The organism is Longimicrobium sp., assembly GCF_035474595.1.
In the GTDB taxonomy this organism is placed as follows: Bacteria; Gemmatimonadota; Gemmatimonadetes; order Longimicrobiales; family Longimicrobiaceae; genus Longimicrobium.
Map to the genome: position 1 here is coordinate 14,269 of NZ_DATIND010000090.1, position 23,155 is coordinate 37,423.

The 23,155-nt window shown below is 70.9% G+C and carries 24 protein-coding genes; 11 read left to right on the forward strand and 13 right to left on the reverse strand.

Features of this window, described 5'->3' with window-relative positions; genetic code table 11:
- Positions 1-113: 113 nt before the first annotated feature.
- Positions 114-1,517 carry a M28 family metallopeptidase gene (locus tag VLK66_RS16170; protein WP_325310485.1) on the reverse strand — a complete coding sequence of 468 codons (1,404 nt, stop codon included), beginning with the start codon at positions 1,515-1,517 and terminating at the stop codon, positions 114-116.
- Positions 1,514-2,257 (reverse strand): HAD family hydrolase, encoded by a 744-nt coding sequence (locus tag VLK66_RS16175; RefSeq protein WP_325310486.1) that lies wholly within the window; start codon positions 2,255-2,257, stop codon positions 1,514-1,516. Before VLK66_RS16175 ends, VLK66_RS16170 begins: the two co-directional genes overlap by 4 nt.
- Positions 2,258-2,658: 401 nt before the next feature.
- Here VLK66_RS16175 and VLK66_RS16180 point away from each other — a divergent pair, with 401 nt between their 5' ends.
- Positions 2,659-3,594: an NAD(P)/FAD-dependent oxidoreductase gene (locus tag VLK66_RS16180; RefSeq protein ID WP_325310487.1), complete on the forward strand. Its 936-nt coding sequence runs from the start codon at positions 2,659-2,661 to the stop codon at positions 3,592-3,594.
- A 38-nt stretch (positions 3,595-3,632) separates the two neighbouring features.
- Here the strand turns inward: VLK66_RS16180 and VLK66_RS16185 are convergent, their stop codons facing one another.
- Positions 3,633-3,986 carry a DUF5615 family PIN-like protein gene (locus VLK66_RS16185; protein ID WP_325310488.1) on the reverse strand — a complete coding sequence of 118 codons (354 nt, stop codon included), beginning with the start codon at positions 3,984-3,986 and terminating at the stop codon, positions 3,633-3,635.
- Between the two features lie 7 nt (positions 3,987-3,993).
- Positions 3,994-4,407 carry a hypothetical protein gene (locus VLK66_RS16190; RefSeq protein ID WP_325310489.1) on the reverse strand — a complete coding sequence of 138 codons (414 nt, stop codon included), beginning with the start codon at positions 4,405-4,407 and terminating at the stop codon, positions 3,994-3,996.
- Positions 4,408-4,598: 191 nt separating this feature from the next.
- Between VLK66_RS16190 and VLK66_RS16195 the strand changes: the two genes are divergently transcribed.
- A complete protein-coding gene (locus tag VLK66_RS16195; RefSeq protein WP_325310490.1) occupies positions 4,599-5,129 on the forward strand; it encodes a hypothetical protein in 531 nt (176 codons plus the stop codon).
- 91 nt (positions 5,130-5,220) lie between these two features.
- Here the strand turns inward: VLK66_RS16195 and msrB are convergent, their stop codons facing one another.
- Together msrB and msrA are read right to left on the reverse strand one after the other, a co-directional pair.
- The gene (gene msrB / locus VLK66_RS16200) at positions 5,221-5,784 is read right to left on the reverse strand and encodes a peptide-methionine (R)-S-oxide reductase MsrB (RefSeq protein ID WP_325310491.1); all 564 of its coding nucleotides are present in this window, start codon (positions 5,782-5,784) and stop codon (positions 5,221-5,223) included.
- A 15-nt stretch (positions 5,785-5,799) separates the two neighbouring features.
- Entirely contained in the window at positions 5,800-6,447 is a 648-nt protein-coding gene (msrA, locus tag VLK66_RS16205) for a peptide-methionine (S)-S-oxide reductase MsrA (protein ID WP_325310492.1), read from the reverse strand.
- 776 nt (positions 6,448-7,223) lie between these two features.
- Here msrA and aceB point away from each other — a divergent pair.
- The 3 genes from aceB (at position 7,224) to VLK66_RS16220 (ending at position 11,511) form a co-directional block, all read left to right on the forward strand.
- On the forward strand, positions 7,224-8,843 hold the full coding sequence (gene aceB / locus VLK66_RS16210) for a malate synthase A (RefSeq protein WP_325310493.1): 1,620 nt from the start codon (positions 7,224-7,226) through the stop codon (positions 8,841-8,843).
- A gap of 46 nt (positions 8,844-8,889) precedes the next feature.
- Positions 8,890-10,182 (forward strand): isocitrate lyase, encoded by a 1,293-nt coding sequence (gene aceA, locus VLK66_RS16215; RefSeq protein WP_325310494.1) that lies wholly within the window; start codon positions 8,890-8,892, stop codon positions 10,180-10,182.
- 819 nt (positions 10,183-11,001) lie between these two features.
- Positions 11,002-11,511, forward strand: a complete 510-nt coding sequence (locus VLK66_RS16220) for a Crp/Fnr family transcriptional regulator (RefSeq protein WP_325310495.1) — start codon at positions 11,002-11,004, stop codon at positions 11,509-11,511.
- Positions 11,512-11,827: 316 nt separating this feature from the next.
- Here the strand turns inward: VLK66_RS16220 and VLK66_RS16225 are convergent, their stop codons facing one another.
- From VLK66_RS16225 to VLK66_RS16255, 7 genes are all read right to left on the reverse strand, one after another.
- Positions 11,828-13,420 (reverse strand): sigma-54 dependent transcriptional regulator, encoded by a 1,593-nt coding sequence (locus VLK66_RS16225; RefSeq protein ID WP_325310496.1) that lies wholly within the window; start codon positions 13,418-13,420, stop codon positions 11,828-11,830.
- A gap of 203 nt (positions 13,421-13,623) precedes the next feature.
- Complete coding sequence (locus VLK66_RS16230) at positions 13,624-14,415, reverse strand: DUF1963 domain-containing protein (protein WP_325310497.1); 792 nt, start codon at positions 14,413-14,415, stop codon at positions 13,624-13,626.
- A 340-nt stretch (positions 14,416-14,755) separates the two neighbouring features.
- Complete coding sequence (locus VLK66_RS16235) at positions 14,756-14,956, reverse strand: hypothetical protein (protein ID WP_325310498.1); 201 nt, start codon at positions 14,954-14,956, stop codon at positions 14,756-14,758.
- Positions 14,957-15,152: 196 nt separating this feature from the next.
- A complete protein-coding gene (locus VLK66_RS16240; RefSeq protein ID WP_325310499.1) occupies positions 15,153-15,917 on the reverse strand; it encodes a hypothetical protein in 765 nt (254 codons plus the stop codon).
- A gap of 30 nt (positions 15,918-15,947) precedes the next feature.
- On the reverse strand, positions 15,948-16,415 hold the full coding sequence (locus tag VLK66_RS16245) for a hypothetical protein (protein ID WP_325310500.1): 468 nt from the start codon (positions 16,413-16,415) through the stop codon (positions 15,948-15,950).
- 49 nt (positions 16,416-16,464) lie between these two features.
- Complete coding sequence (locus tag VLK66_RS16250) at positions 16,465-16,611, reverse strand: hypothetical protein (protein WP_325310501.1); 147 nt, start codon at positions 16,609-16,611, stop codon at positions 16,465-16,467.
- 268 nt (positions 16,612-16,879) lie between these two features.
- Positions 16,880-17,533, reverse strand: a complete 654-nt coding sequence (locus tag VLK66_RS16255) for an HAD hydrolase-like protein (RefSeq protein ID WP_325310502.1) — start codon at positions 17,531-17,533, stop codon at positions 16,880-16,882.
- 179 nt (positions 17,534-17,712) lie between these two features.
- Here VLK66_RS16255 and VLK66_RS16260 point away from each other — a divergent pair, with 179 nt between their 5' ends.
- The 6 genes from VLK66_RS16260 to nth all read left to right on the forward strand — a co-directional run bounded on the left by VLK66_RS16260 (position 17,713) and on the right by nth (position 23,021).
- Complete coding sequence (locus tag VLK66_RS16260; protein WP_325310503.1) at positions 17,713-18,189, forward strand: DUF1579 family protein; 477 nt, start codon at positions 17,713-17,715, stop codon at positions 18,187-18,189.
- Entirely contained in the window at positions 18,186-18,596 is a 411-nt protein-coding gene (locus tag VLK66_RS16265; protein WP_325310504.1) for a hypothetical protein, read from the forward strand. The genes VLK66_RS16260 and VLK66_RS16265 overlap by 4 nt, the downstream gene beginning before the upstream one ends.
- A 5-nt stretch (positions 18,597-18,601) precedes the next feature.
- Positions 18,602-19,348 carry a hypothetical protein gene (locus VLK66_RS16270; RefSeq protein ID WP_325310505.1) on the forward strand — a complete coding sequence of 249 codons (747 nt, stop codon included), beginning with the start codon at positions 18,602-18,604 and terminating at the stop codon, positions 19,346-19,348.
- A 373-nt stretch (positions 19,349-19,721) separates the two neighbouring features.
- The gene (locus VLK66_RS16275) at positions 19,722-20,615 is read left to right on the forward strand and encodes a hypothetical protein (RefSeq protein WP_325310506.1); all 894 of its coding nucleotides are present in this window, start codon (positions 19,722-19,724) and stop codon (positions 20,613-20,615) included.
- Complete coding sequence (gene polX, locus VLK66_RS16280; RefSeq protein WP_325310507.1) at positions 20,612-22,357, forward strand: DNA polymerase/3'-5' exonuclease PolX; 1,746 nt, start codon at positions 20,612-20,614, stop codon at positions 22,355-22,357. The genes VLK66_RS16275 and polX overlap by 4 nt, the downstream gene beginning before the upstream one ends.
- Positions 22,326-23,021 carry an endonuclease III gene (gene nth / locus VLK66_RS16285; RefSeq protein ID WP_325310508.1) on the forward strand — a complete coding sequence of 232 codons (696 nt, stop codon included), beginning with the start codon at positions 22,326-22,328 and terminating at the stop codon, positions 23,019-23,021. The genes polX and nth overlap by 32 nt, the downstream gene beginning before the upstream one ends.
- Positions 23,022-23,155: the final 134 nt, after the last annotated feature.

Here is a 23,155-nt window from a genome sequence, read left to right on the forward strand (position 1 = left end):
AATGGACGTTAGAAGTCGGTGTAGCGGCTTTTACCATAAACCGCGGAGTGCAGGAGCACAATGCCAGCTTTCCTATATACTCTGCGCTTACGCTCCTACGAAGCGGCCATCATCTACCGCCCCGGGGCGGGGAAGACGGCGCGGCTCTCGTGGCCCTCGCGGTCGACCGCGGCCACGGCGAAGAAGTAGTTGTCGATGACGATGCCGGTGAGCGTGGCCTCGGTCGCGTTGCCCGCCCAGCGCGAGAACTGCCAGGTGGCGCTCTCCGGCTCGCGCCAGTAGATGCGGTAGCCCGCCAGGTCCGGCGCGTCCACCGCCTTCCAGCGCAGCACCGTGTTCGGCGTCACCGCGCCGGCGATGGTCACGCTGTCGGGTGCGGGCGGCGCCCAAGCGAGCGACGCCAGGCTGGTGGCGTTCAGCGCCGCCATGCGGGCCACGTACGGATAGTCCACCATGTCCGGCGTGTCGCCGTAGCGGATGCCGTTCTCGGTGCGCAGGTTCTGGTGCTGGCGCGTGTAGTCCTCGTACATCTCCGTCACCCGCACCGACGGGTAGCCGCTGGTGAAGAACGGCGTGTGGTCGCCGCCGCGCCCGAAGCGGTCCAGCCGGTAGACCATCATCACGTCCAGGTTGGCCACGAACTGGCGCGCCACCCCGTCCACGTAGCGCATCAGCTCGCGCGACGGGGTGTCCAGCTCGCCGCCGGAGTACAGGTATCGCCGCAGCTCCGCCTGGGTGGCGTTCACGGGAATGCCGGGGCCGAACACGCGGGCGCGGGTGTTGTCCACCGCGCCGTTCATCCCCCGCGAGTTCCCCACGATGTCGTTGTTCAGCACCCCCTCGATCTTCCACCCCTGCGCCTGCGCGAAGCGCGCGAAGATCGTGCTCCCGTTCAGCCCCTGCTCCTCGCCCGCCAGCGCGGCGTAGACGATGCTGCCGTCGAACTGGTACCTCGACAGCACGCGCGCGCTCTCCAGCGCCACGGCCACGCCCGACGCGTCGTCGTTGGCGCCGGGGGCGTCGCTGGTGCTGTCCATCACGTCCGTCACGCGCGAGTCGTAGTGGCCCTGCACGATGACGAAGCGGTTGGGGTCGGTGCGCCCGCGCTGGATGGCCACCACGTTCACCACGCGCGTGTCGCGGGGGATGCGCGAGCCGCGCTCGGTGCTGCCGGGGACGATGTCGTCCACGTAGCGCACCTCCAGGCACCCGCCGCACGCCTGCGAGATGCGGGTGAACTCGTCGAACAGCCAGCGCCGCGCCGCGCCGATCCCGCGCGTGCGGCTGACCGTGTCGCTGAGCGTGTGGCGCGTGCCGAAGCCCACCAGCCGGCGGATGTCGGCCTCCATGCGCGCGGGCTGCGTGGCGGCGGCGATCTCGCGCAGGCGCGGGTCCTCGCCCCCCGGCGCGGCGCCGGGCGATGCGGCGGCCGCGCGCTGCTGCTGCGCCGCGGCGGCGGTGGCGGAAAGCACGCAGGCGGCGAGCGCGAGCGCGGGGGTGCGGAAGCGCGGGGTCACGTGGGGTCCTCCGGTTGGCCGGGAACGGCGGTTTCGGGAGATGGAGATGGGGCGCCCGTCGCGCCTTCCGTCTTCCGCGCGGACGCGGCGATGCGGGCCAGCAGGTCCGCCAGCTCGGCCTGCATGAGCGATTCCAGCCGCACGTCGTGCTCGCCGAACTCCAGCGCGGTGGTCATGCGGTTGGGCACCACCACGCAGAACATCCCCGCGCGGCGGGCGGCCAGCGCGCCGTTGGGCGAGTCCTCGAACGCCACCGCGCGCGACGGCTCCACGCCCAGGCAGGCCAGCACGCTGCGGTACAGCTCGGGGTCCGGCTTCACCCGCTCCACGTCGTCGGCGGTGCGGACGCAGCGGAAGTAGTGCCACAGCCCCAGGCGGCGCAGCTGCGGCTCCACCCACGCGCGGTGCGAGCTGGAAGCCAGGCCGATCTTCAGCCCCAGCGACCGCGCCGCGCGCAGCGCCTCCTCCACGCCGGGGATGGGCCCCTGGCCCTCGATGCGCTGGTGGAAGCGCGCGCGGCGGCGGGCGTCCAGCTCGTCGCGGTCCAGCCGCGCGCCGGTGCGCTCCTCCAGGTACGCGTACGGGTCGAAGAACCCCGCCTCGCGGCCGATGCACTGCCCCCACACGTCCAGCGGCAGCTCGGCCCCGTGCTCGGCGAAGAGCTCGGCCACGGTCTCGTACTCGTGCGTCTCGCTGTCGAACACCAGCCCGTCGAAGTCGAAGACCACCGCCTCGATCAAACCGCACCCTCCGGGAGCTCGTTCGTGGGGATGAATGGATGGGACAACATACGCACGGCGGAGGAGTGCGAAAGTGCGAAAGTGCGAGAGTGCGGAAGTGCGGAAGTGCGGAAGTGCGTGGAACCGTTTGGCGATGCGGCTCGGGCATCGGGCGCCATCCACGCGCACCGAACCCGCGGACGCACGGATGTGATGTCCGCGCAGGCGGACTGCGTGCCGTTGTAGCCGCGAGTTCACTCGCATCCTCGGATTCCCCCGGCCGACGCGAATCCCATCCCGCACCGAACCAACGCACTTTCGCACTTCCGCACTTCCGCACTTCCGCACCGCCCTTCCGGGCGCGGCGATTGCACCCGGCGGCGGCACCTTCAGCAGACCTTCGACGACGGGACGGGGAGCGGATGCCGGACGAAGAGCGGGAATACGACGCGATCGTGATCGGCGGCGGGCCGGCGGGGCTGGCGGCGGCGATGTGGCTGGCGCGCTACCGGCGCTCGGTGCGGCTGTTCGACGCGCAGGACCCGCGCAACAAGGAAACGTGGGCGGTGCACGGCTACTTCGGCATCGACGACCCGCCGCCGCTGGAGTTGCGCCGCATCGGCCGCCAGCAGGCCACCGGCGCCGGCGCCGAGCTCGAGGCCGCGGTGGTGAAGACGGTGGAGGGGGCGATCGACGACTTCCGCGTCACCATCGCCGACGACCGCGTCTTCCGCTCGCGGCGGCTGGTGCTCGCCACGGGGCTCAAGGACATCAAGCCCGAGGTCGCGGGCTTCGACGATTTCTACGGCACCAGCATCTGGCACTGCCCCGAGTGCGACGGGCCGACCATCGCCGGGAAGAAGGTGGGGATCCTGGGCTGGGGCGAGTCGATCGCCAAGTACGCACTGTACTTTCTCACATGGACGGACGACCTGACGGTGCTCACGCACAGCCATCCGAAGGACATGTCGGACGAGGCGCTGAAGACGCTGGGGGAGTACGGGATCGGCGTGAACCAGAAGGCCATCACCGCGCTGGAGGGAACGGACGGGCGGCTGGAGCGGGTGGTGTTCCACGACGGGACGAGCGAGGAGTTCCCCTTCCTCTTCTTCCACGTGGCCTCGGGCCCCGGCTCCACCTTTCCGCTGGACATGGGGTGCGAGATGGACGACGAGGGGATCGTGCAGGTGGACAACAACTTCCAGACCAGCATCCCTGGCGTCTACGCCGCGGGCGACATCACGCCGGGCACGCGCCTGGCCATCCGCGCCGCCTTCGAGGGCACCCGCGCCGCCATCGGCGTCCACAAGTCCCTCATCCCCGAGGAGGAGAAGGTGACGCAGGAAAGAAGTGCGTGAGTGCGGAAGTGCGGAAGTGCGTTGGGCTTGCGCGGACGTCAGAAGATCCAGCCGAAGGTGTTCTGCACGGGATTGTAGCCGGGCGGGCAGGAGGCGATCCACGCCTCGATCCTGTTCACGTGCGCGCCGGCGTTGCCCTGCGGGATGGAGGTGGAGAGGAAGAGCACGCCGGGGAAGGAGCGCCCGGCACGGTTCAGCGCCTCGACCAGCGGCGCGAAGTCGTGGTAGTTGCGGGTCAGCACGATGCGGCCTTCCCCGATCGCGTGCTCCAGCAGCTCCGGGTCACTGGCCTCCCGCAGTCCGGCCTCGGTCGCGTGCACCACGTCGATGCCGCGCCGCACCAGCTCGCGCGCCGCCGCTTCGCTGATGTGGACATCGAAGAGGAAGCGCATCCGCGGCTCAGCCCGCTTTACGCGCGCGAGCGTTGCAGGCCGCCTCCATCTGCCGTCCGATCCGCTCGTTCAGCTCCACCCGCCCGTGGACCTCGGACGCGAACTTGCCGGCGTACGCGAGCGCCTGGTCCAGGTGTTCACGAGGGATCCAGCTGAAGTGCTCGTACAATCCCTCGCGATCGTTGCTGTAATCGCGCTCCACCATCGCGATCTCCCACACGTCCGGCCCGCCGCGGACGGACGCCCGGCGGCCCGTGACTCCGTCGCGGAACTCGATGGCGGGGAAATGCTCCAGCGTCCACCACTCCTCGGCAATCCGGCGCATCCCCTCGGAACGGCCCTCGCCGGAAGCGGCAAACGTCCCGTTCAGCTCCTCCTCGAGCCATTCGGGAAGCCGGGTGGTGATGGGATTCGCGGGCATGGTGCACCTCGTGTACGGTGTATACGCAAGTACGTCCAAGACGTTATCTACAACGCTTTCGATGGTCAATCCCCTGAACAACGTCACCAGGCCGGTGCCGGAAGGCTTGTAGTCCGCACGCCCGGGGCGCATCATGCGGCGGCCGGAATGGTTCCCCATTGGATGATCGCACCTTTTGCATCGGAAGGCCCATGGGCAAGGTCCTGTCGCGGGGAAACGTGGAGATGATGCAGCAGATCGCCAGGGGCGGCGGACTGACCGCGGCCATGTGGGAGCACAGGGACGAGGACCAGATCCACCTGTACCGCGTCTGCGGCGAGACCGAGTGCTTCAACACGTGGATGTACTGCCTCGCCGGAGGCGAGTACAAGGCGCTGGCCCAGATGGTGGCCCCCGAAAGCGTGGCGGTGGACCAGGTGGGCAACAACGAGGGAATGCCGGGGCGCAAAGGCGGCGTGGACCCGCGCCTCGAGATGCTGGCGAAGCTGGGGATCACGCCCAGCGCCCCCAAGAAGGAACGGCTGGTGGTGGAATACTCCTGGATGCCGGCGAAGCAGTTCTCCGGCAACCTGCTCAGCGTGGGCGTGAACCGGAAATACGCGGTGAAGGGGAGCGGGCTGTCGTTCGAGGGCGGCGGCGGCGTGATCCTGCAGATCGGCACGCCGCTGTCGTGGGTCGAGACCGAGGAGGAGAACGTCGACTTCACCAGCCGGTTCATCTGACGATCACACCCCTGGCGTTGCAAGCGGACCGCCCGGAGCGAGTGTCTCGCTCCGGGCGGTCTTTGCATCGCCATCACGTGCATCCCTGACTTCAGCGATGCGAAACGGCGTGCTGCGGGTGCGCGAAGAGCGGGAGGTAGCGCCCGTACCCCTCCGCCTGCAGGCGCTCCACGGGGATGAAGCGCAGCGACGCGGAGTTCATGCAGTAGCGCAGCCCGGTGGGCCGGGGGCCGTCGTTGAACACGTGGCCCAGGTGCGAGTCCGCGTGCGTGGAGCGGACCTCGGTGCGCTCGCCGTACGAGTTGTCGGCGCGGGTGCGGATGTTCGCCGGCTCCAGCGGGCGGGTGAAGCTGGGCCACCCGGTGCCCGAGTCGAACTTGTCGGTGGAGCTGAACAGCGGCTCGCCCGACACGATGTCGACGTAGATCCCCGCGCGGTGATTGTCCCAGTACTCGTTGCGGAACGGGGTCTCGGTGGCCGCGTGCTGCGTCACCTGGTACTGCAGCGGCGTCAGCGTGCGGCGCAGCTCGGCGTCGCTCTTCTTCGCGTACGTCCGCGCGGCCGCGGCGCGCGGGGCCTGCGCGTGCGCCGGCGCGGCGGCGGCCGCCGCCACCACGGCCAGGGCGAGCGCGGGGAAGATCCTCTTCGTCATCATCTTCATCTCCCGATATCAGTGCGATCCGCCCGCGGCGTCGCCCCACAGCTCGTGGAGGCGCGCGTCGCGGCCGCAGCCGCGGCGATAGGCGTTGTAGTGGTCCGGGTTGCGCTCGGCGAAGTCCTGGTGGTACTCCTCGGCCGCGTAGAACGGCGTGGCCGCGTCGATCTCCGTGGTCACCGGCCGCGTGAAGTGGCGCTGCACCACCGCCTTCGACGCCTCGGCCGCGCGCCGCTGCCCGGCGTTGCGGAAGAAGACGATGCTGCGGTACTCCGGGCCGTGGTCGCAGATCTGCCCGTTGGCGGAGATGGGGTCGATGTTGTGCCAGTACACGTCCAGCAGCTTGTCGTAGCTGGTGCGCGCGGGATCGAACACCACCTGCACCGACTCGGCGTGCCCGGTGCGCCCGGAGCCCACCTGCTCGTACGAAGGGTTGGCCACCGACCCGCCCGCGTACCCCGAGACGGCGGACACCACCCCCGGCACGTGCTCGAACGCCTTCTCCATCGACCAGAAGCAGCCGCCGGCGAACACCGCGGTGTCGCGAGCCGCGGCGCCCCGCGCGGGAATGGGCGCCGACGAGGCGTGCGGCACGAACGCCGCCGCGCCCATCACCAGCGCCGCGCCGGCGAGCGCGGCGGAAATCGATCGAACGGGATTCATGCGCATATCTGTCCTCGTCTCGGGATGCATCTTCACTATCCATCCAACCCGCACCGGGAGATACGGATACACCGCAGTGCGCGGATCTGTCCCACCCCATCGGGCGTGACGAAGATTGGAGGCGGAACAGGGCGAAAGGTTACATCGCCAGGCAGGTCATCTGATCGCCAACTCCATTACCACCAACACATGCAGCGGTGCGCCGCCCGGCATCGCGCCCTCTCCGGCCGGCCGAGGCCGTCCACCTCTCCCGTACCGGGAGAGGTAGCCTGGCTGCGTCGGTGTGCTCCGGCTGCATCGTGCCCGCCTGTCTGGCCCCCTCCCCCGGTCCGCAGGGGAGGGGAGAACTCAGCACGGGGGCGAGGTCGTCGCGTCAGGGAAGCCAGGCTGGGATGGAGTTTCGGCAACGCGCCGATGCTGGAGAGCCACCTCCTCCCGGAACGGGAGGGGGTCGCGCCCTCCGGCGCGGGGGGAGGGCGCGAGGTAGCCGAAGCGCACCGCAAGCTCCGTATGCGCTGTGGACGCACTCACGCACTCACGCACTCCCGCACTCCCGCACTTTCGCACTCCCGCACTCCCCCCTCCCCACCCGTTCGGGTAGCCCCCCTGCCGGACAAGAAGCGAAGCCTGCTCCGTACGGCGGTTGGTGAGCGGGATTCATGGCAGCATCGTTGCGTTGCAAGTGCGCAACCGCAGCCGCGGCGGGCGCTTTGCCCTGCTGCGACGCGCATCTGGCCCGTGGCTGGACAAACTCCGATTTCCCAACGGGAGACCGCATGATCTCCGCTACCGCACCCGGCAGCGAAGTGGAAGGGGTAACCTTCCTCTGCGAAGACATCGAGGCGTGCGCGCGCGTCCTCACCCCCGAGGCCGTGGAGTTCGTGGCGGGGCTGCACCGGCGCTTCAACGCGCGCCGCGTGGAGCTGCTCCGCCGGCGCGACCAGCGGCAGGCGCTCATCGACTCGGGCGCCATGCCCGAGTTCCTGGCCGAGACCGAGCCGGTGCGCCAGGACGACTGGAAGGTGGGCCCGTGCCCGCCCGACCTGCAGGACCGGCGGGTAGAGATCACCGGACCGGTAGACGCCAAGATGGTGATCAACGCGCTGAACTCGGGCGCCAGCTGCTTCATGGCCGACTTCGAGGACGCGCTGTCGCCGACGTGGCGCAACGTGATCGAGGGGCAGGACAACCTGCAGAAGGCCGTCCGCCGCACCCTCGCCTTCACCTCGCCCGAGGGGAAGAGCTACGTGCTGGGCGACAGGCTGGCCGTGCTGATCGTCCGCCCGCGCGGGTGGCATCTCGTCGAGCGTCACGTCACCGTCGACGGCGAGCCCATCTCCGCTTCGATCTTCGACTTCGGGCTGTACTTCTTCCACAACGCGCGCGAGCTGCTGGAGCGCGGCAGCGGGCCGTACTTCTACCTCCCCAAGATGGAGAGCCACCTCGAGGCCCGGCTCTGGAACGACATCTTCGTCGCCGCGCAGGAGCAGCTGGGTGTTCCAGTGGGCACCATCCGCGCGACGGTGCTGATCGAGACCATCCTGGCCGCGTTCGAGATGGACGAGATCCTGTACGAGCTGCGCGACCACGCCGCCGGGCTGAACGCCGGGCGGTGGGACTACATCTTCTCCCTGATCAAGAAGTTCCGGAACCGCGAGGACGCGGTGATGCCGGACCGCGTGCAGGTGACCATGGCCGTGCCCTTCATGAAGGCGTACTGCGACCTGCTGGTGAAGACGTGCCACCGCCGCGGCGCGCACGCCATGGGCGGGATGGCCGCCTTCATCCCCAGCCGCCGCGACGCCGAGGTGAACAACACGGCGCTGGCCAGGGTGCGCGAGGACAAGGTGCGCGAGACGGGGCAGGGCTTCGACGGCACCTGGGTGGCGCACCCGGACCTGGTTCCCGTGGCGAAGGAGGTCTTCGACCGCCACCTGGGCGACAAGCCGAACCAGAAGGACGTGCTGCGCGAGGAGGTGTCGGTCGAGGCGCGCGAGCTCATCTCCTGCGGCATCGCGGCCGGCGAGGTGACGGAGGGGGGGATCCGGCTCAACATCTCCGTGGCCCTGCAGTACCTGGAAGCGTGGCTGCAGGGGAACGGCGCCGTGGCCATCAACAACCTGATGGAAGACGCGGCCACGGCCGAGATCAGCCGCGCGCAGCTCTGGCAGTGGATCCGGCACCGCACGCCCGTCACCAACGACGCCGATGGCGACGGGGTGATGACGCCGGACGACTACTGCCGCATCCGCGACGAGGAGGTGGCGAAGCTGAAGGGCGCCCGCGGCGGCGACACGCCGCAGCTGGACCAGGCGGTGAAGCTGCTGGACGATCTGGTGCTGGGCAGCGAGTTCAAGGCGTTCCTCACCATCCCGGCCTACCAGCTCCTGAGCTGAGGGCAGCGGGACCCATCGACAAACCGAGAGACGGACGGAGGAGCCGATGAGCCGGGAGAGCTTCGAGGCGCAGGTGCGGGAGCTGGAGATCCAGTGGCTGACCGACGGCCGCTGGGAAGGCGTCCAGCGCGGCTACACCGCGGCCGACGTGGTACGGCTGCGCGGGTCGGTGAAGGTGGAGCAGACGCTGGCACGGCACGGCGCCGAGCGGCTGTGGCGACGGCTGCACCAGGACGACGCGGTGCGCACCTTCGGCGCGCTGACCGGCGCGCAGGCGGTGCAGATGGTGAAGGCCGGGCTGGAGGCGCTGTACCTGTCCGGCTGGCAGGTGGCGGGCGACAACAATCTGTCGGGGCAGACGTACCCCGACCAGAGCCTGTACCCGTCCAACAGCGTGCCCAACGTGGTCCGCCGCCTGAACAACGCGCTGCAGCGCGCCGACCAGGTGGAATGGGCGGAGGGCGATGGCGAGGCGAAGCGCGACTGGCTGGTGCCCATCGTGGCCGACGCCGAGGCCGGCTTCGGCGGGCCGCTGCACGCCTTCGAGCTGACGAAGTCGATGATCGAGGCGGGCGCCGCGGGGGTGCACTTCGAGGACCAGCTGGCCAGCGAGAAGAAGTGCGGGCACCTGGGCGGCAAGGTGCTGGTCCCCACCGCGCAGTTCATCCGCACGCTGGTGGCCGCCCGGCTGGCGGCCGACGTGCAGGACGTGCCCACCGTGCTCATCGCGCGCACCGACGCCGACAGCGCCTCCCTGCTCACCAGCGACATCGACGAGCGCGACAGGCCCTTCTGCACCGGCGAGCGCACGGCCGAGGGGTACTTCCGCGTGCGCAGCGGCGTGGACGCGGCCATCGCCCGCGCGCTGTCGTACGCCCCGCACGCCGACCTGCTCTGGTGCGAGACCAGCACGCCGGACCTGGACGAGGCCCGCCGCTTCGCCGACGCGGTGCACGCGCGCTTTCCCGGGAAGATGCTGGCGTACAACTGCTCGCCCAGCTTCAACTGGCAGAAGAACCTGGACGCGCACACCATCGCCCGGTTCCAGACGGAGCTGAACGCGATGGGATACAAGTTCCAGTTCGTGACGCTGGCCGGCTGGCACCTCATCAACCTGCACACCTTCGAGCTGGCGAAGGGGTACGCGGAAGAGGGGATGACGGCGTACGTGGCGCTGCAGGAGCAGGAGTTCGCGCGCGAGGCCGAGGGCTACACCGCCACCAGGCACCAGCGCGAGGTCGGCGCCGGATACTTCGACAAGGTGCTGATGACCGTCACCGGCGGCGAGGCGTCGACCGCGGCGCTCACCGGGAGCACGGAGCAGGCGCAGTTCGCCTGACCCGCATCGACGGATCGGTACCAGGGAGGCCCGCCGGGATCAGTCCCGGCGGGCCTCCGCCGTCTGGTGAGCGGAAGATCGATGAGCGGATGCGAGTCGCCCCGATCCTCCCTGCGCAATCCCCGAATCCCCTCTCAGGACGGCGACACGGCCACCGGCTCGCAAACCGTTGCGCCGGAACGTATTGAGCGGTAGCGGGCGCCGGAGGACGGCAGCGGGAACGCGGAAGAATGCGCCTGCATTTTCGCGGATTTTGGCACTGCGGCGCGGCTCGTTCGCGCCGCTTCGTGTGACCCGGAGCCGATGGCGGTCGTCCTCTGGACGATGGGATGGCGGGAAGGACGAAGGAGCCGGCACCGTCCAGTACGTCCCCCCGGACGGGTGCCTCGTGACGTCTTCCGGGCTGGCGATCGGATCGGGCCCGGGTTCCACTCCCGCATGCAATCGGCGGATGGGTGCCAATACAGCAAGGTGGATCGGGCGCCTTTCGCGGGATGTCCATCTTCACGCAAACCGGCGCGAACCGCGGGTGATGGAAAACCGCCGGGCCGGTCCGTCCAATCAGGATGAAAGTCCGTCCTGTGCTGTCGCGGCTTCTGCAAGTCGGTTGCGGAACAGGCCGGAGTTTGGCGGAGTTGCGGCCGCGGCCGGGCACGAGCAAAGGCTCCATGAGGGCGGGCGGCAGTCGCCGCAGGATTGACTCGCAGCGGGGCGGTCGCTAATGTCACCCGGCGCATTCAAGGCGTCCAATTTCATCGAAGGCCTGCATCGCCGCGAGGTCCTTGCAGCGCCGCGGCCATGAAGATACCGGAGACGGCCTTGCCCAGACTTCCGCCCTACCTGGGTGAGTTCGCCGACGAAGATGCCGAGTGGCTGGCGTCTGCTGGAGAGCAGCGGCGGGTCCGCGCCGGCGAGGAGGTGATCACCGAGGGCGTGACCCCGGAGCACATCCACTTCGTGCTGGAAGGCGAGTTCGTGGTGTCGTCGCGGTCGCTGGGCGACCCCGAGATCCAGCGGATCGGGCCGGGCGAGGTGCTGGGCGAGGTGTCGTACATCAACCAGGTGCCGCCGGGCGGCTCGGTGCGCGCGGCCACGGACGGCGTGCTGATGAGCGTGCGCCGCGCCGACATCGACGCCAAGGTTGCCGCGGACCCCGCGTTCGCCAGCCGCTTCCGCAAGGTGATCTCGGAGTTCGCGGTCAGCCGCATCCTCCTCTACAGCCGCCGCTTTGTGGACGGCGAATCCCCTCCGCCCGCGCCCTCTTCCAGCGCCGACGACGACCTGCGCGTGCACGAGCTCATCGAAAAGCTGCTGCGGGGCGAGTTCTAGAACAGAAGTGCGGAAGTGCGTGAGTGCGGAAGTGCGTGGGCTCCGCGTGCGGAGACGCACCCCCCCGCGCCCGAATCTTCCCCCGCACCGGAAGTCCGCGAAGGCGGACTGCGTGCCGTTGTAGCCGCGACTTCAGTCGCATTTTTCCATTGATGGATTCATCGCCGCAAACGCAAAAGGCCTCCCCGCCATCGAGCAGGGAGGCCCTTCGCATTTCACCATACCTTCGTGGCGCGGTGAGTTCTCCGCGTCTCCGCGTGAGATCCCGCCGGGCTGGGGACGCGCGACGAAGCCGGTCCCGCACAGGAGACGCCGGTCACGCCTCGAGGTGATACTCCTTCAGCTTGCGGTACAGCGTCCGCTCGCCGATGCCCAGCATCTCGGCGGCGCGGCGGCGGTTGCCGCGGGCCTCGCGCAGCGCCGCGCCGATGGCCTCGCGCTCCAGGTCCTGCATCGTCATCCCCGGGCGGAAGACCACCACGCCGCGCTCCTCCGGCGGCTCCGGCTCGGGCGGCGGGGCGGGCGCCCACCCCAGCGCCGCGGGCATCCCCGCCCCGCCGCCGATCGCCACCCCGGGCAGCGTCACCGGCTCGCGATGGCGCTGCTTGTAGATCTCGAACTCGCGCCGCAGGTCGTCCAGATCCATCCGCATGTCGAACATGGTGCGGAAGATGAACTCCAGCTCCGGCGGCGGCCCGCCGTTCCCGTTCGCCTGCACCGGCACCCCGGCCGCCGTCGCGGGCGCCTGCCGCGGCATGGGAACCGGCATCAGCGCGCGGTTGCCGCGGCTGTAGCGCACGTCGGCGGGAATGTCCTCGGGGCGGATCACCCGGCCGGGGGCCAGCACCACCATGCTCTCGATCAGGTTGCGCAGCTCGCGCACGTTCCCCGGCCAGTCGTACTCCGCCAGCACCCGCACCGCCTCGGGGTCGATCCCCATGAACGGGCGGTCGTGCTCGGCGCTGAACTCGCGGATGAAGCGGTCGATCAGCCGCGTGACGTCGGCCCGCCGCTCGCGCAGCGCCGGAAGGTCGATGCGCAGCACGTTCAGGCGGTGGTACAGGTCGCGCCGGAACTGGCCGGTCTGCACCTGCTCGCGCAGGTCGCGGTTGGTGGCCGCCAGCACGCGCACGTCCACCCGCAGCAGGTCCTCGCCGCCCACGCGCCGGAACTCGCGCTCCTCCAGCACCCGCAGCAGCTTGGTCTGCGTGGACAGCGGCATCTCGCCGATCTCGTCCAGGAAGATGGTGCCGCCGTTGGCCAGCTCGAAGAACCCCTTGCGCAGGCTGGACGCGCCGGTGAAGGCGCCCTTCTCGTGGCCGAACAGCTCGCTCTCCAGCAGCGTCTCCGGCAGCGCGGCCACGTTCACGGCGATGAACGGGCGGTGGCGGCGCGGCGAAAGGGCGTGGATGCCGCGCGCCACCAGCTCCTTTCCCGTCCCGCTCTCGCCCAGGATCAGCACGGTGCTGTTCACCGGGGCGATCTGGACGATGCGCTCGAGCACCCCCTCCATCTCCTCGGTGTCACCCACGATCCCGGTGATCTCGCGCAGCTCCTCGCGCTGGACCAGGCGGCGGCCCACCAGGGCCACCTCCTCGGGGTCGATGGGCTTGCCGAAGCACTCGCTGATCCCCAGCTGGCGGCACACCTCGCGCCCCGAGGGCTCGGTCGGCTCGGTCAGCCCGATGATGGGCACGCGTCCGCGCTCGCGCGCCTGCGCCACCATCTGGCGGGCACGGCGCTCGCGCAGCCCGCCGGTGATCACCAGCAGGATGGGCTCGCCCAGCGCGTCCGCCACCGACTCGCCGGCGGCGAGCAGCTCCACGCGCATCCCGGCCTGCTCGAACGCGCCGCGGAGCCGGACGGCCGGCTCCAGGTCATCGGTGGTGATCACAACGACGTCCGCCAACGGATTTCGATCTCCAGTAAACTGAAGTGCGTGAGTGCGGAAGTGCGTGAGTGCGCCGGTTTCCGCGCGAGTGCCGGCTTCACGCCGAAGCCCGCGCACTTTCGCACTCCCGCACTGCGCTTTTCGGGGCTTCCGGCGACACAACCTAACATCGCCGCCAAGCCGGTGCGAGTGTTACGGCCTTCGCCGGAAACGGCTGTGTCTCACGAAAAGCGGGGCCGGCGTGCGCCTGGCGCCGCCAGCCCCGCCGTCTTCGAGCTTCGGCCGCGGTCAGTGGCACGCCCAGCCGAACGCCAGCTCCGCCGCGTGCCGCGGGCACTGCGTGATGTGGCCCACGCCCACGTCGCCGAACATGTGCGGCAGGTTCCGCTCGGAATCGATCTGGAAGAGGTGCTCCATCCGCGAGCCGCAGACGCGGCACGCGGGATAGCTCGCGGACTGCACCCAGAGCGGCCATCCCAGCAGCTTCTCGCCGGAACGGGGAAGGCGTCGCCCAGCACGTCCGCCTCGGCGTCGCTCATCTCCATCCCCAGCTCCTCGTACTCGTCCCACAAGGGATAGTCCGCCGCCTCCGTCCAGCCGGTGATGCGCTTCGCGGGGAACATCGCCGCGGGAATCTCCGTCCCCCGATCGCCTCTGCTGCCCTCCGGCGCGGCGACGAGGCGAAGGAGCGTGCTGGCGGCGTGGGGCTGCCATGCGTCGCAGTCGTCCTCGCAGAGCGGGTCGTCGCTGGTGCAGTAGAAGAATTGCAGCAGCATTTCCTCGCCCAGGCGCGCGCGGCCGGCGGCGGGAAGGTCGCGGGCGTTCAGCTGCACGAAGAGCTGCATGGGCCGGCCGCAGTTTCCGCACGCCGGCCACGCCTCGCCACCGGCCAGGTGCGGAGCGCCGGAAAACTTCGACGCCGCCGCGTCTCCGTCCCCGTCCTCCACCACGGGGAGCCAGGCGCTGCGCCGGAACGCCGCGGCCTTCGCCATCGCCGCGTCGAGCGAAGGCACCGCTCGTCCGCCGCATGCTCGTCCGCCGGCGCGGCGGCGGACGGTGAAGGCGGCGCCGCGGTCCCGGACCTCGGCGGCGGCGGAGACGACGCGCGAAAGGCGCGGACGGCGGCCACGAGCGCGAGGACCACCGCCGCGGCGGCGACGAGATAGATGAGGATGGACACGGGTGCGATCGGAATAAAGGGAGAAAGGCGGGATCAGCGCACGCGCGCGACGTGGATCTCGCGGATGCGCGTGCCGCCGGGCGCCAGCAGCCACCCGGCGACCGCGTCGTCCGGGCGGATGAAGCGACGGCGACCGGATCGCCCGCCGGCGCCGGGGCCACGAGACGGCCGGCTTACACCGTCTCGCCGGGGGCGGTGGCGCCGGCCGCGGCGCGCAGCTCGGCCAGTGTGGCGTGCACGCGCTCCAGCATCTCGGTGTAGCGCGGGTCGGCCTCGTCCTTCATCAGGTCGGCGAGCGCGGCCTCGGCCTGCTCGTGGGAGCTGATGGCCTTCTGCAGCGCCAGCTTCTTGTTGTCCTGCGGCTCCATCTCCATCTCCTTTCGTTTGCGATACTCGGGAGATCCGTCGTGCAATCCGGCAGCGCACGTGCGACCTCGCTGATAGATCCTTCGGCCTGCAACCGCTGGTGCGGGGAAAGCGACGGTGTGGTCGGCCTCAGGATGACGTCTCTTTGTGCGTTTGTAATGCACGGGTGATTGCCCGTCATGGACTCGCGAACCCATGAGCGATTCAGCGCGGGCCGCCCAGGCGCGGGTCCTCCAGGCGCTCCATCGTCTCCAGGTCGTGGATCTCCATGTCGAAGTACGGCGCGCCGTTCAGGGTGATGCGCATGCTGGTGGGCCACACCACGTCGTCCTCCTCGGCGGCGCCCTGCAGCCACACGTCCTGCGTCACCGGCGCGGCGCCGCCGGCCGGGTCGCGCACGGGCATGCGGACGTGCGCCAGGCGCCCGGTGGCGTCCACGTACAGCTCCACCGGCGGGCGCCCCGGCACCATCGCGCGGATCCCCGCCTGCCCCGCGGAGTCCGGCGGGATCTCGGCCAGCGTCACCCCCGGCGCGCGCAACGGCACCAGCCGCATCACCTGGTACAGAAAGAACTCGTCGCGCTCGTTGGCCAGCATGGCGGCCGGCATGGGCTGAAAGCGCCCGCCGCTCACGATCCACCCGCGCGGCGCCGCGTAGACCAGCGAGCGCTCCGTCGCCCGGCCGCGCCCCTCCTCCCAGGTGGAGACCACCGCGGTGTCCGGCGGCTGCACGGCCCACACGCCCTCGATGCGCACCGTGCGCCCGCCTGCGCGCACCGTGGCCTCGCCCTTCCACGACAGCGCCCGCGCGCGCTCCAGCGCCTCCGCGCCCCCCGCCTGGCCGATGGCGCGCGCCAGCACCCCCGCCGCGCCGGGGATCGGCGGCGGCGCCACCACCCGCGGCGGGGGCGTGCACGAGCTCAGGCCGGCGAGCGCGGCGGAGAGGATGAGGACGACGTTTCTTCGCATCGGCGGACCGGGGCTGGGGGGGGTGATGGATCACTCGTTCGCGGGGCGGCGCGGGCGCTGCCTGGCGGAGACTGAGCGAATTACGAGCCGCCCCGGGCGCGTGGGGTCCAGCGGCGTGCGGGCGCCGGCCAGCGCGCGGGCGACCAGGTCCTGCACCTCGGGGCGCTCCAGGTCGTCCGCGCGGGCGAGCGGGAGGTGGCGCGCGACCGTGCCGCTTCCTCGCAGCAGCTCGTGCGGGTCCGCCAGCCCGGCGCCCTGCAGGAAGCAGAGCGCCACCGAGCGCGGGTACACGGCGATGGAGAAGATCCCCTCCGATGGCCGGTCGCCGGGGCAGAACCCGACGACCAGCGCGTTGTAGTTGTCGTACACCATCTGCACCGCGCCGGGGAGCCGTGCCCGCATCCGGGCCAGCGCCGCGCGCGCGAGCGCGGCGACCTCCGGCGTGAACCGGTCGAGAAATCCGTCCAGCGTGCGCTCGGGCGTTTCGGCGTCCATCATCCCCCTCCGCCTTCTCCTCCCGGCGAGTGCGGTGCCGCACCTCGGGCGGTCACGGGGTGATCCAGTTGTCGTTCAGCCCGGCGGCGTCCAGGCTGCCGAGCGCCGCCAGCAGGCGCTGCGCCTCGGCCTTGTCCGCGCCGGTGGCGGTGCGGGCGGTGTGAGCGTCTTGTCCCCCTGCCCAAGCTCCATCGTCCAAAGCGGGAGCACAACCCTTTTTTCGCCGTGATGCGTGCCCATCGCGACACAGGGCGTTCCGGGCGGGCGACGGGGCCCCGCGTTCAGGCGAATGGAATTCGCCAGCAACAACGGCACGAAGTCCCTGCGGGACTGCCATCCAGCATTGGGGTGGAGGGAGGAGATCGGCCGTGAGCGCCGCGGCGAGTCACGAGCGGATCAGCCTCGCGCGGTTTGCGAGGCTTCCCGTGGTTGTTGCTGCGACTTCAGTCGCCGGTGAGGGGCTTCCGTCACACCGCGGGAGATTCGTCGCGGGGAAGCCCCAGCCGCCCGGCGATCTCGTCCACGCGGGTGAACAGCATCTCGGGGTGATGCGCCGCCAGCCCCGCGGCGGTGGTGTATCCCCAGGCGACGGCGCCGAACGCGATTCCCTCAGCGCGGGCGGCGTGCAGGTCGCGGATCTCGTCGCCGATGCAGAGCGCCTCCGCTGCCGCCACGCCGCTGCCGGCCAGCACCTTCCGCAGCTTCCGCCGCTTGCCGAAGAGCGAGACGCCGCACCCGTAGAACGCGACCCGCGCGGCGTTCTCCGGCCCCAGCACGCGCCGGACGTTCGCCGGCGAGTTGGAGCTGACGATGGCGATCCGCACGCCATCCTCCGAGAGCTGCCGGAGCATTTCGTCCACGCCGGGAAAGAGGGCGATGGAGCCGATGTCGGCCGCCATCCGCCGGCGCATCCAGCGCGCGACCAGCGGCAGCTTCCACAACGGCAGCCCCACGTGCTCGATGATGCGCCGCGCGTCCAGCCCGCGCAGCGGCTCTGCATCCCCCGGCTCGATCCGCCGGAACCGGTGGACCCGCGCCGCCTCGTTCACCACGCGCAGGAACCACGGAAACGAATCCGCCAGCGTCCCGTCGAAGTCGAAGATCGCGAGCCGGTACGTCATCCCCATCCTCATCCTGATCCCCTTCTTGCCCCGCCGTTCGCGGTGAAACATACGGCTGGCGCGGGCGATCGGGAACGCAGCCGCGGCGGCGCCCGCCGTGCGATTCCGCGCGCGGGAACGTATCATCGCTCCGATGCGGTTCGTACGTCCGCGAACGACGAAGAGGAGTGGAGATGGAGATGCCGGACCGCGCGCCCGCGCACCTGAAGCTCGAGACGATGGCCGGCACCTGGCGCGGCGAGGAGCGCATCCGCCCGGCGCCGTGGGACCCGGCGGGCGGCAGTGCGTCGGCGCTCATCGTGAACCGGCTGGCGCTCGGCGGCCAGGTGCTGGTGCAGGACTACGAGCAGGCGCGCGGCGGCCGGCCGGCGTTCACCGGCCACGGCGTGCTGCGCTGGGACGACGCGGAGCAGGTGTACGTCTTCCACTGGTTCGACTCGCTGCGCACCACGCCCGCGGAGTTCCGCGGCAGCTTCGGCGGGGGCGTGCTCACGCTGGTGCGCCGCGAGCCGCGGGGGAGCGCCCGCGCCGTGTGGGAGTTCGCCGCGGACGGGCAGAGCTACCAGTATCGCATGGACGTTTCCGGCGACGGGGAGCGGTGGACGCCGTACCTGGAGGGCGCGTACGTCCGCGAGAGCGGGGGAGGGAGCGCGTGAGCGGCGGCGAGCTCGCGGAGGTGGTCCGCGCGATCGCCCGGGCGCGCAGGGCGCTGGGGCGGCTGCGGGCGAGCGTGTCCGGCGCGCCGGGCGTGCGCGAGACGGGGTCGGGGATGGAGGTCCACGCCGTCGGCGACGCCCTGCATCCCGACGCCGAAATCCCGTCCGTGGAGCTGTGGGCCGACGCGGAGCTGGACGACGGCACCGCGCGGGCGTGGTCGCTGGAGCTGCGGTGGGCCGAGCCGCGGTGGGTGATCGAGGCGTATCTGCTGAAGGATTCGGTGCAGGGGCAGGAGGAGCTGCACGCGTTTCCCCTGCGCTACGCGGACGATGCGGCCGGCGTCGCGCGCCAGTTGGCGGAGGCGACCCGCGAGCTGGTGGCGCTCCCGCTAAGGCACGGCGGGTGAGGGAGATGGAGTTCAAGCGCTTCGAGCGGCGGGCGCGGGAGATCTTCGACGGGATCCCGGCGGAGCTGCGGCAAGGCGTGGAGTACGTGCTGGTGGAGCGCGGTGCGGTGCCGCACCCCACCATGCCCGGCATCTACACCCTCGGCGAGTGCGCCACCGGCGAGTACGACGCGGGCGGCACGTTCTCCGGCGAGGTGCGCTCGGGGGTGCACCTGTACCACGGCTCGTTCCGCGAGCTGGCGAAGCTCGACCCCGAGTTCGACTGGGAAGAGGAGCTGTGGGAGACCATCACCCACGAGGTGCGCCACCACCGCGAGTCCGCCGCGGGCGAGGACGCGCTGGAGGAGCTGGACTGGGCCGAGGACGAGAACTTCAAGCGCCGCGATGGCAGGAAGTTCGAGCCTTTCTTCTACCGCGCCGGCATCCCCGTCGGTGAACGCGCGTGGGAGGTGGATGGCGACCTGTTCGTGGAGCGCGAGATCTCCGCGAACGAGTTCGACAACCGCGACGAGATCGGCGTCACCATCGACGGCGAGGAGATGGAGGTGCCGTTGCCGGAGGAGCTCGGCGACGTGCACTTCGTCCGGCTGGCGGGGCTGTGGGACGACGAGGTCGACGTGATCGTGGTCCTCGTCCGCCGCCGCGGCGGATGGGAGCAGCTGGGCGCCCTCTTCAGCGGCCGCAGCCCCGAGGTGCTGGAATCCACCATCGATCTCGATGCCGACGACGAGGACGAGGAGGGCGAGGATTAGCGGCTGACCGGAAGTGCTGCCGTCGGTAGCGAATCGGGACTCCTCGCTCTCGGCGCCTGGTTTGCAAGTAGATGTCGGCGCGCATGAGATGCGCCAGCGTCGGCCCGGCATCGCGCCCTCTCCGGTCGGCTCAGGCCGTCCACCTCTCCCGTACCGGGAGAGGTAGCTGGGACGCATCTTCGCCACGTGCGAACATGGGTGCGGCCAAAGGCTGCTGGTAGCGCGATGCTGGAAAGCCACCCTCTCCCGGAACGGGAGGGGGTCGCGCCCTCCGGCGCGGGGGGAGGGCGCGAGGTCGAGGGCGCGCGACGAAGCTCGGATGATGGAACGAAATCAGTCGACGACCGGGGATGACGACAGAGCGGAGGTGGCGTTGACGGAAGCGGACGCGGGCGTGGCACCCGAGCCCCGGCGCGAGGCCGGGCCCTTTCTTACCCCCTACGAGATGGCGTTCGGCGAGGCCGGGTTCGAGAACCGGCTCTTCCCCCGCATCCAGGCCGAGGCCGACGAGCACGGCGAAGACCCGCTGGCGCGGGAGCGCTTCGGGTTCCTGACGCTGGCCGGCGACGCCGCGCGCGACATGGTGCCCGCCGACGCGCCGCCCGAGATGCTGGAGGAGTACCGCGCCCTTCTCTACCACGCCTTCAACTTCTGGCGCTTCGGGCGGCGCACCTACGCGCTGGACGCCGCCGTCGCCCGCTTCCTGGTGGAGGCCGCGCCCTCGCTGGAGGGGTGGCGCCTGTCGCTCCCCGTCCCCAGCGTCTACGTGCGGATGCCGCCCAACCTGTTCTGGGCCAGCATCGCCACCGACGTGCCGCCCGAGCCGGTCGACGGCTTCTTCGCCACCACCTGCGAGGGGCGCGACCCGCTGGGCGGCGCCTACCACGACCTGCACGTGCTGATGGTGCTGGGGCTGCGCCGCGGCCGCGCGGGGTTCAGCGTCATCCCCTTCGACACCGAGGTGGGCCCCGGCATTCCCGCCACCTGGGCCGAGGGCTCGCGCGACGGCGCCCGCGACTTCGAGAACATCCTGCCCGGCGGGGAGATGGCGGGCCTCTACTCCATCCTCACCACCGGCGAGGTGCTGAAGATCCTGGCGCGGGCGATGTGGTACGTGGAGGCGCACCCCGAAGACGTGGAGGCCTTCGCCGCGCCCGAGCGCCGCGGCGAGGACCGCCCCGGGCAGGTGCCGCTCAGCCGCCTGGGCTACCACCGCGTGCGGCTCTCCGGCGGCGGGTCCATCGCACCGCAGGGCGCGGCGGGATGAAGGCGCCCGAGGCCGCGGGCGTCCTTTCCGAGATCTCCATGCTGCTGGAGGTGGTGGGCGGCGACCCGTTCCGCGCCAAGGCGTACGCCACCGCCGCCCGCCGCATCGAGGCCAGCGGCGCCGACCTGGCCCGGCTTGCCGCCGAGGGACGGCTGACCTCGCTCCCCGGCGTGGGCGGCGGCATCGCCGAGGTGCTGCGCGAGCTGGTGGAGACGGGGCGCTCGTCGCTGTACGACCGGCTGGCCGCCGACACGCCCATCGGGCTGTACGACCTGATGCGGATCAAGGGGCTGGGCCCCAAGCGCATCCGCACCCTGTACGCCGACCTGGGGATCGACTCGCTCGACAAGCTGGAAGAGGCGGCGCTCGCGGGGCGCCTGGCCGGGCTCCCGGGGATCGGCGGGAAGACCGAGCAGAAGATCATCGAGAGCATCGCCTTCGCGCGGGCGGCGCGGGGGCGGCGGCGGCTGTACGCGGCGCTGGAGGTGGCCGAGCGGCTGCTGGAGTGGCTGCACACGCTGGACTCCGTCACGAAGGCCGAGCTCGCCGGCGAGGTGCGGCGCGACCTGGAGGTGGTGGATTCCGTCGATCTCGTCGCCGCGTCGAAGGATCCCGCCGAAGTCCTGGCCGCCTTCCGGAGCCTGAGCGGCGCCGCACCGGCGGGTCCCATCGACCCCGAGCGGGCGGAGATCCAGTTCAGCGACGGGCTGAAGGCGCGCCTCGTGTGCGTCGCCCCCGCGCGCTTCGCCGCCGCGCTCGTGTACGCCACCGGGAGCGCGGAGCACGTCGCGCAGCTGGAGGCGCGCGCGGGGGAGATGGGGATGCGCCTGGCGGCGGACGGCCTCTGGCGCGGCGCGAAGCGCGTGGCCGCGCGCGACGAGGCGGCGCTGTACCGCGCGCTCGGCCTGCAGCTCATCGAGCCGGAGCTGCGCGAGGGATGGGGCGAGATCGAGGCCGCGGCGGCGGGCGAGCTGCCGACGCTGGTCGAGGTCGGCGATCTCCGGGGCACCTTTCACTGCCATACGACGTATTCAGACGGCCGCGCCTCGCTGGCGGAGATGGGCGAGGCGGCCCAGGAGCGCGGATGGCGCTACCTGGGGATCGCGGACCACTCGCAGTCGGCCGGGTACGCGGGGGGACTCAGCCCGATGCGCATCCGCGCGCAGTGGGCGGAGATCGACGGCTGGAACCGCGAGCACGGCGGGCGGGGGAAGAAGCGCTTCCGCCTGTTCAAGGGGGTGGAGAGCGACATCCTGCCCGATGGCTCGCTGGACTACCCGGCCGACGTGCTGGCGGGGTTCGACTACGTGGTGGGCTCGGTCCACAGCGCCTTCAACCTGGGCGAGAAGGAGATGACGAAGCGCCTGGTGCGCGCCGTCTCCAATCCCCACATCACCATGCTGGGCCACGCCACGGGGCGGCTGCTGCTGCGCCGCAACTCGTACGAGGTGGACGTGCGCGCGGTGATCGACGCCGCGGCCGAGCACGGCGTGTGTGTGGAGATCAACGCCGACCCCGCGCGGCTGGACGTGGACTGGCGGAACGCGCGCTACGCCGCCCGGCGCGGCGTCCTCGTCCCCATCAACCCCGACGCGCACTCCACCGCGTCGCTGGACAACGTGCAGTGGGGCGTGCGCGTGGCCCGCAAGGCGTGGCTGGGCCCGCGCAACGTCCTGAACGCCTGGGAGCTGGAAGAAGTCGAGGAGATCCTTGCCAAGAGAAAGCAGAGCCGCGCGCCGTGAGCGGCTGATCCACATCCTGGACCGCCTGCACGCCGAGTACCCCGACAGCCGGTGCTCGCTCGAGCACCGGACCCCGCTCCAGCTCCTCGTCGCCACCGTTCTCTCCGCGCAGACCACCGACGCGGCGGTGAACCGGGTGACGCCCGCGCTCTTCGCCCGCTTCCGCACGGCCGCCGACTTCGCCGACGCGACGCAGGAGGAGATGGAGGAGCACCTGAAGACGCTCAACTTCTTCCGCAACAAGAGCAAGGCGCTGATCGGCCTGGGCCGCGCGCTGGTGGACCGCTTCGGCGGCGAGGTGCCGGCCAGCATGGAGGCGCTGGTCACCCTACCCGGCGTCGGGCGGAAGACGGCCAACGTGGTGCTCGGCGTGGGCTTCGGCATGGCCGACGGCGTGGTGGTGGACACGCACGTGAAGCGCAACGCCGCGCGGCTGGGGCTCACGCGCGAGGAAGACCCGGAGAAGGTCGAGGCGGACCTGATCCCCCTGCTGCCCGTGGAGCGGCGGGTGATCTTCACCCACCTGCTGATCGACCACGGCCGAGCCGTCTGCACCGCCCGCAAGGCCTTCTGCGAGCGCTGCGTGGTCGCCGAGCTCTGCCCCACCGCGCCCGCCGCCTTCCGCCAGGCGCCGGCGTCCAACGAGGCGGCCGTGCCCGCCTGAACCTCCCCTGGAAGCAGGAGTCACGTGGATTCAACGGTCAGCGGAGAAGTTCTCCGTTGACTCCGCTGACTCGATGTGATAATGACTTTCTTTTTTTGGATACAACAAACTGGCATGCGCCCCTCTGAGCGCAC

Bases quoted from the DNA above. Each gene is read 5' to 3' on its own strand.
- msrB (WP_325310491.1), bottom strand. From the start codon at position 5,784: ATGATGACGAAGAGGATCTTCCCCGCGCTCGCCCTGGCCGTGGTGGCG.
- VLK66_RS16255 (WP_325310502.1), bottom strand. From the start codon at position 17,533: ATGACGTACCGGCTCGCGATCTTCGACTTCGACGGGACGCTGGCGGAT.
- VLK66_RS16260 (WP_325310503.1), top strand. From the start codon at position 17,713: ATGCCGGACCGCGCGCCCGCGCACCTGAAGCTCGAGACGATGGCCGGC.
- VLK66_RS16185 (WP_325310488.1), bottom strand. From the start codon at position 3,986: ATGCGCTTCCTCTTCGATGTCCACATCAGCGAAGCGGCGGCGCGCGAG.
- VLK66_RS16270 (WP_325310505.1), top strand. From the start codon at position 18,602: ATGGAGTTCAAGCGCTTCGAGCGGCGGGCGCGGGAGATCTTCGACGGG.
- VLK66_RS16195 (WP_325310490.1), top strand. From the start codon at position 4,599: ATGGGCAAGGTCCTGTCGCGGGGAAACGTGGAGATGATGCAGCAGATC.
- aceB (WP_325310493.1), top strand. From the start codon at position 7,224: ATGATCTCCGCTACCGCACCCGGCAGCGAAGTGGAAGGGGTAACCTTC.
- VLK66_RS16190 (WP_325310489.1), bottom strand. From the start codon at position 4,407: ATGCCCGCGAATCCCATCACCACCCGGCTTCCCGAATGGCTCGAGGAG.
- msrA (WP_325310492.1), bottom strand. From the start codon at position 6,447: ATGAATCCCGTTCGATCGATTTCCGCCGCGCTCGCCGGCGCGGCGCTG.
- VLK66_RS16180 (WP_325310487.1), top strand. From the start codon at position 2,659: ATGCCGGACGAAGAGCGGGAATACGACGCGATCGTGATCGGCGGCGGG.
- polX (WP_325310507.1), top strand. From the start codon at position 20,612: ATGAAGGCGCCCGAGGCCGCGGGCGTCCTTTCCGAGATCTCCATGCTG.
- aceA (WP_325310494.1), top strand. From the start codon at position 8,890: ATGAGCCGGGAGAGCTTCGAGGCGCAGGTGCGGGAGCTGGAGATCCAG.
- VLK66_RS16245 (WP_325310500.1), bottom strand. From the start codon at position 16,415: ATGATGGACGCCGAAACGCCCGAGCGCACGCTGGACGGATTTCTCGAC.
- VLK66_RS16235 (WP_325310498.1), bottom strand. From the start codon at position 14,956: ATGGAGATGGAGCCGCAGGACAACAAGAAGCTGGCGCTGCAGAAGGCC.
- VLK66_RS16240 (WP_325310499.1), bottom strand. From the start codon at position 15,917: ATGCGAAGAAACGTCGTCCTCATCCTCTCCGCCGCGCTCGCCGGCCTG.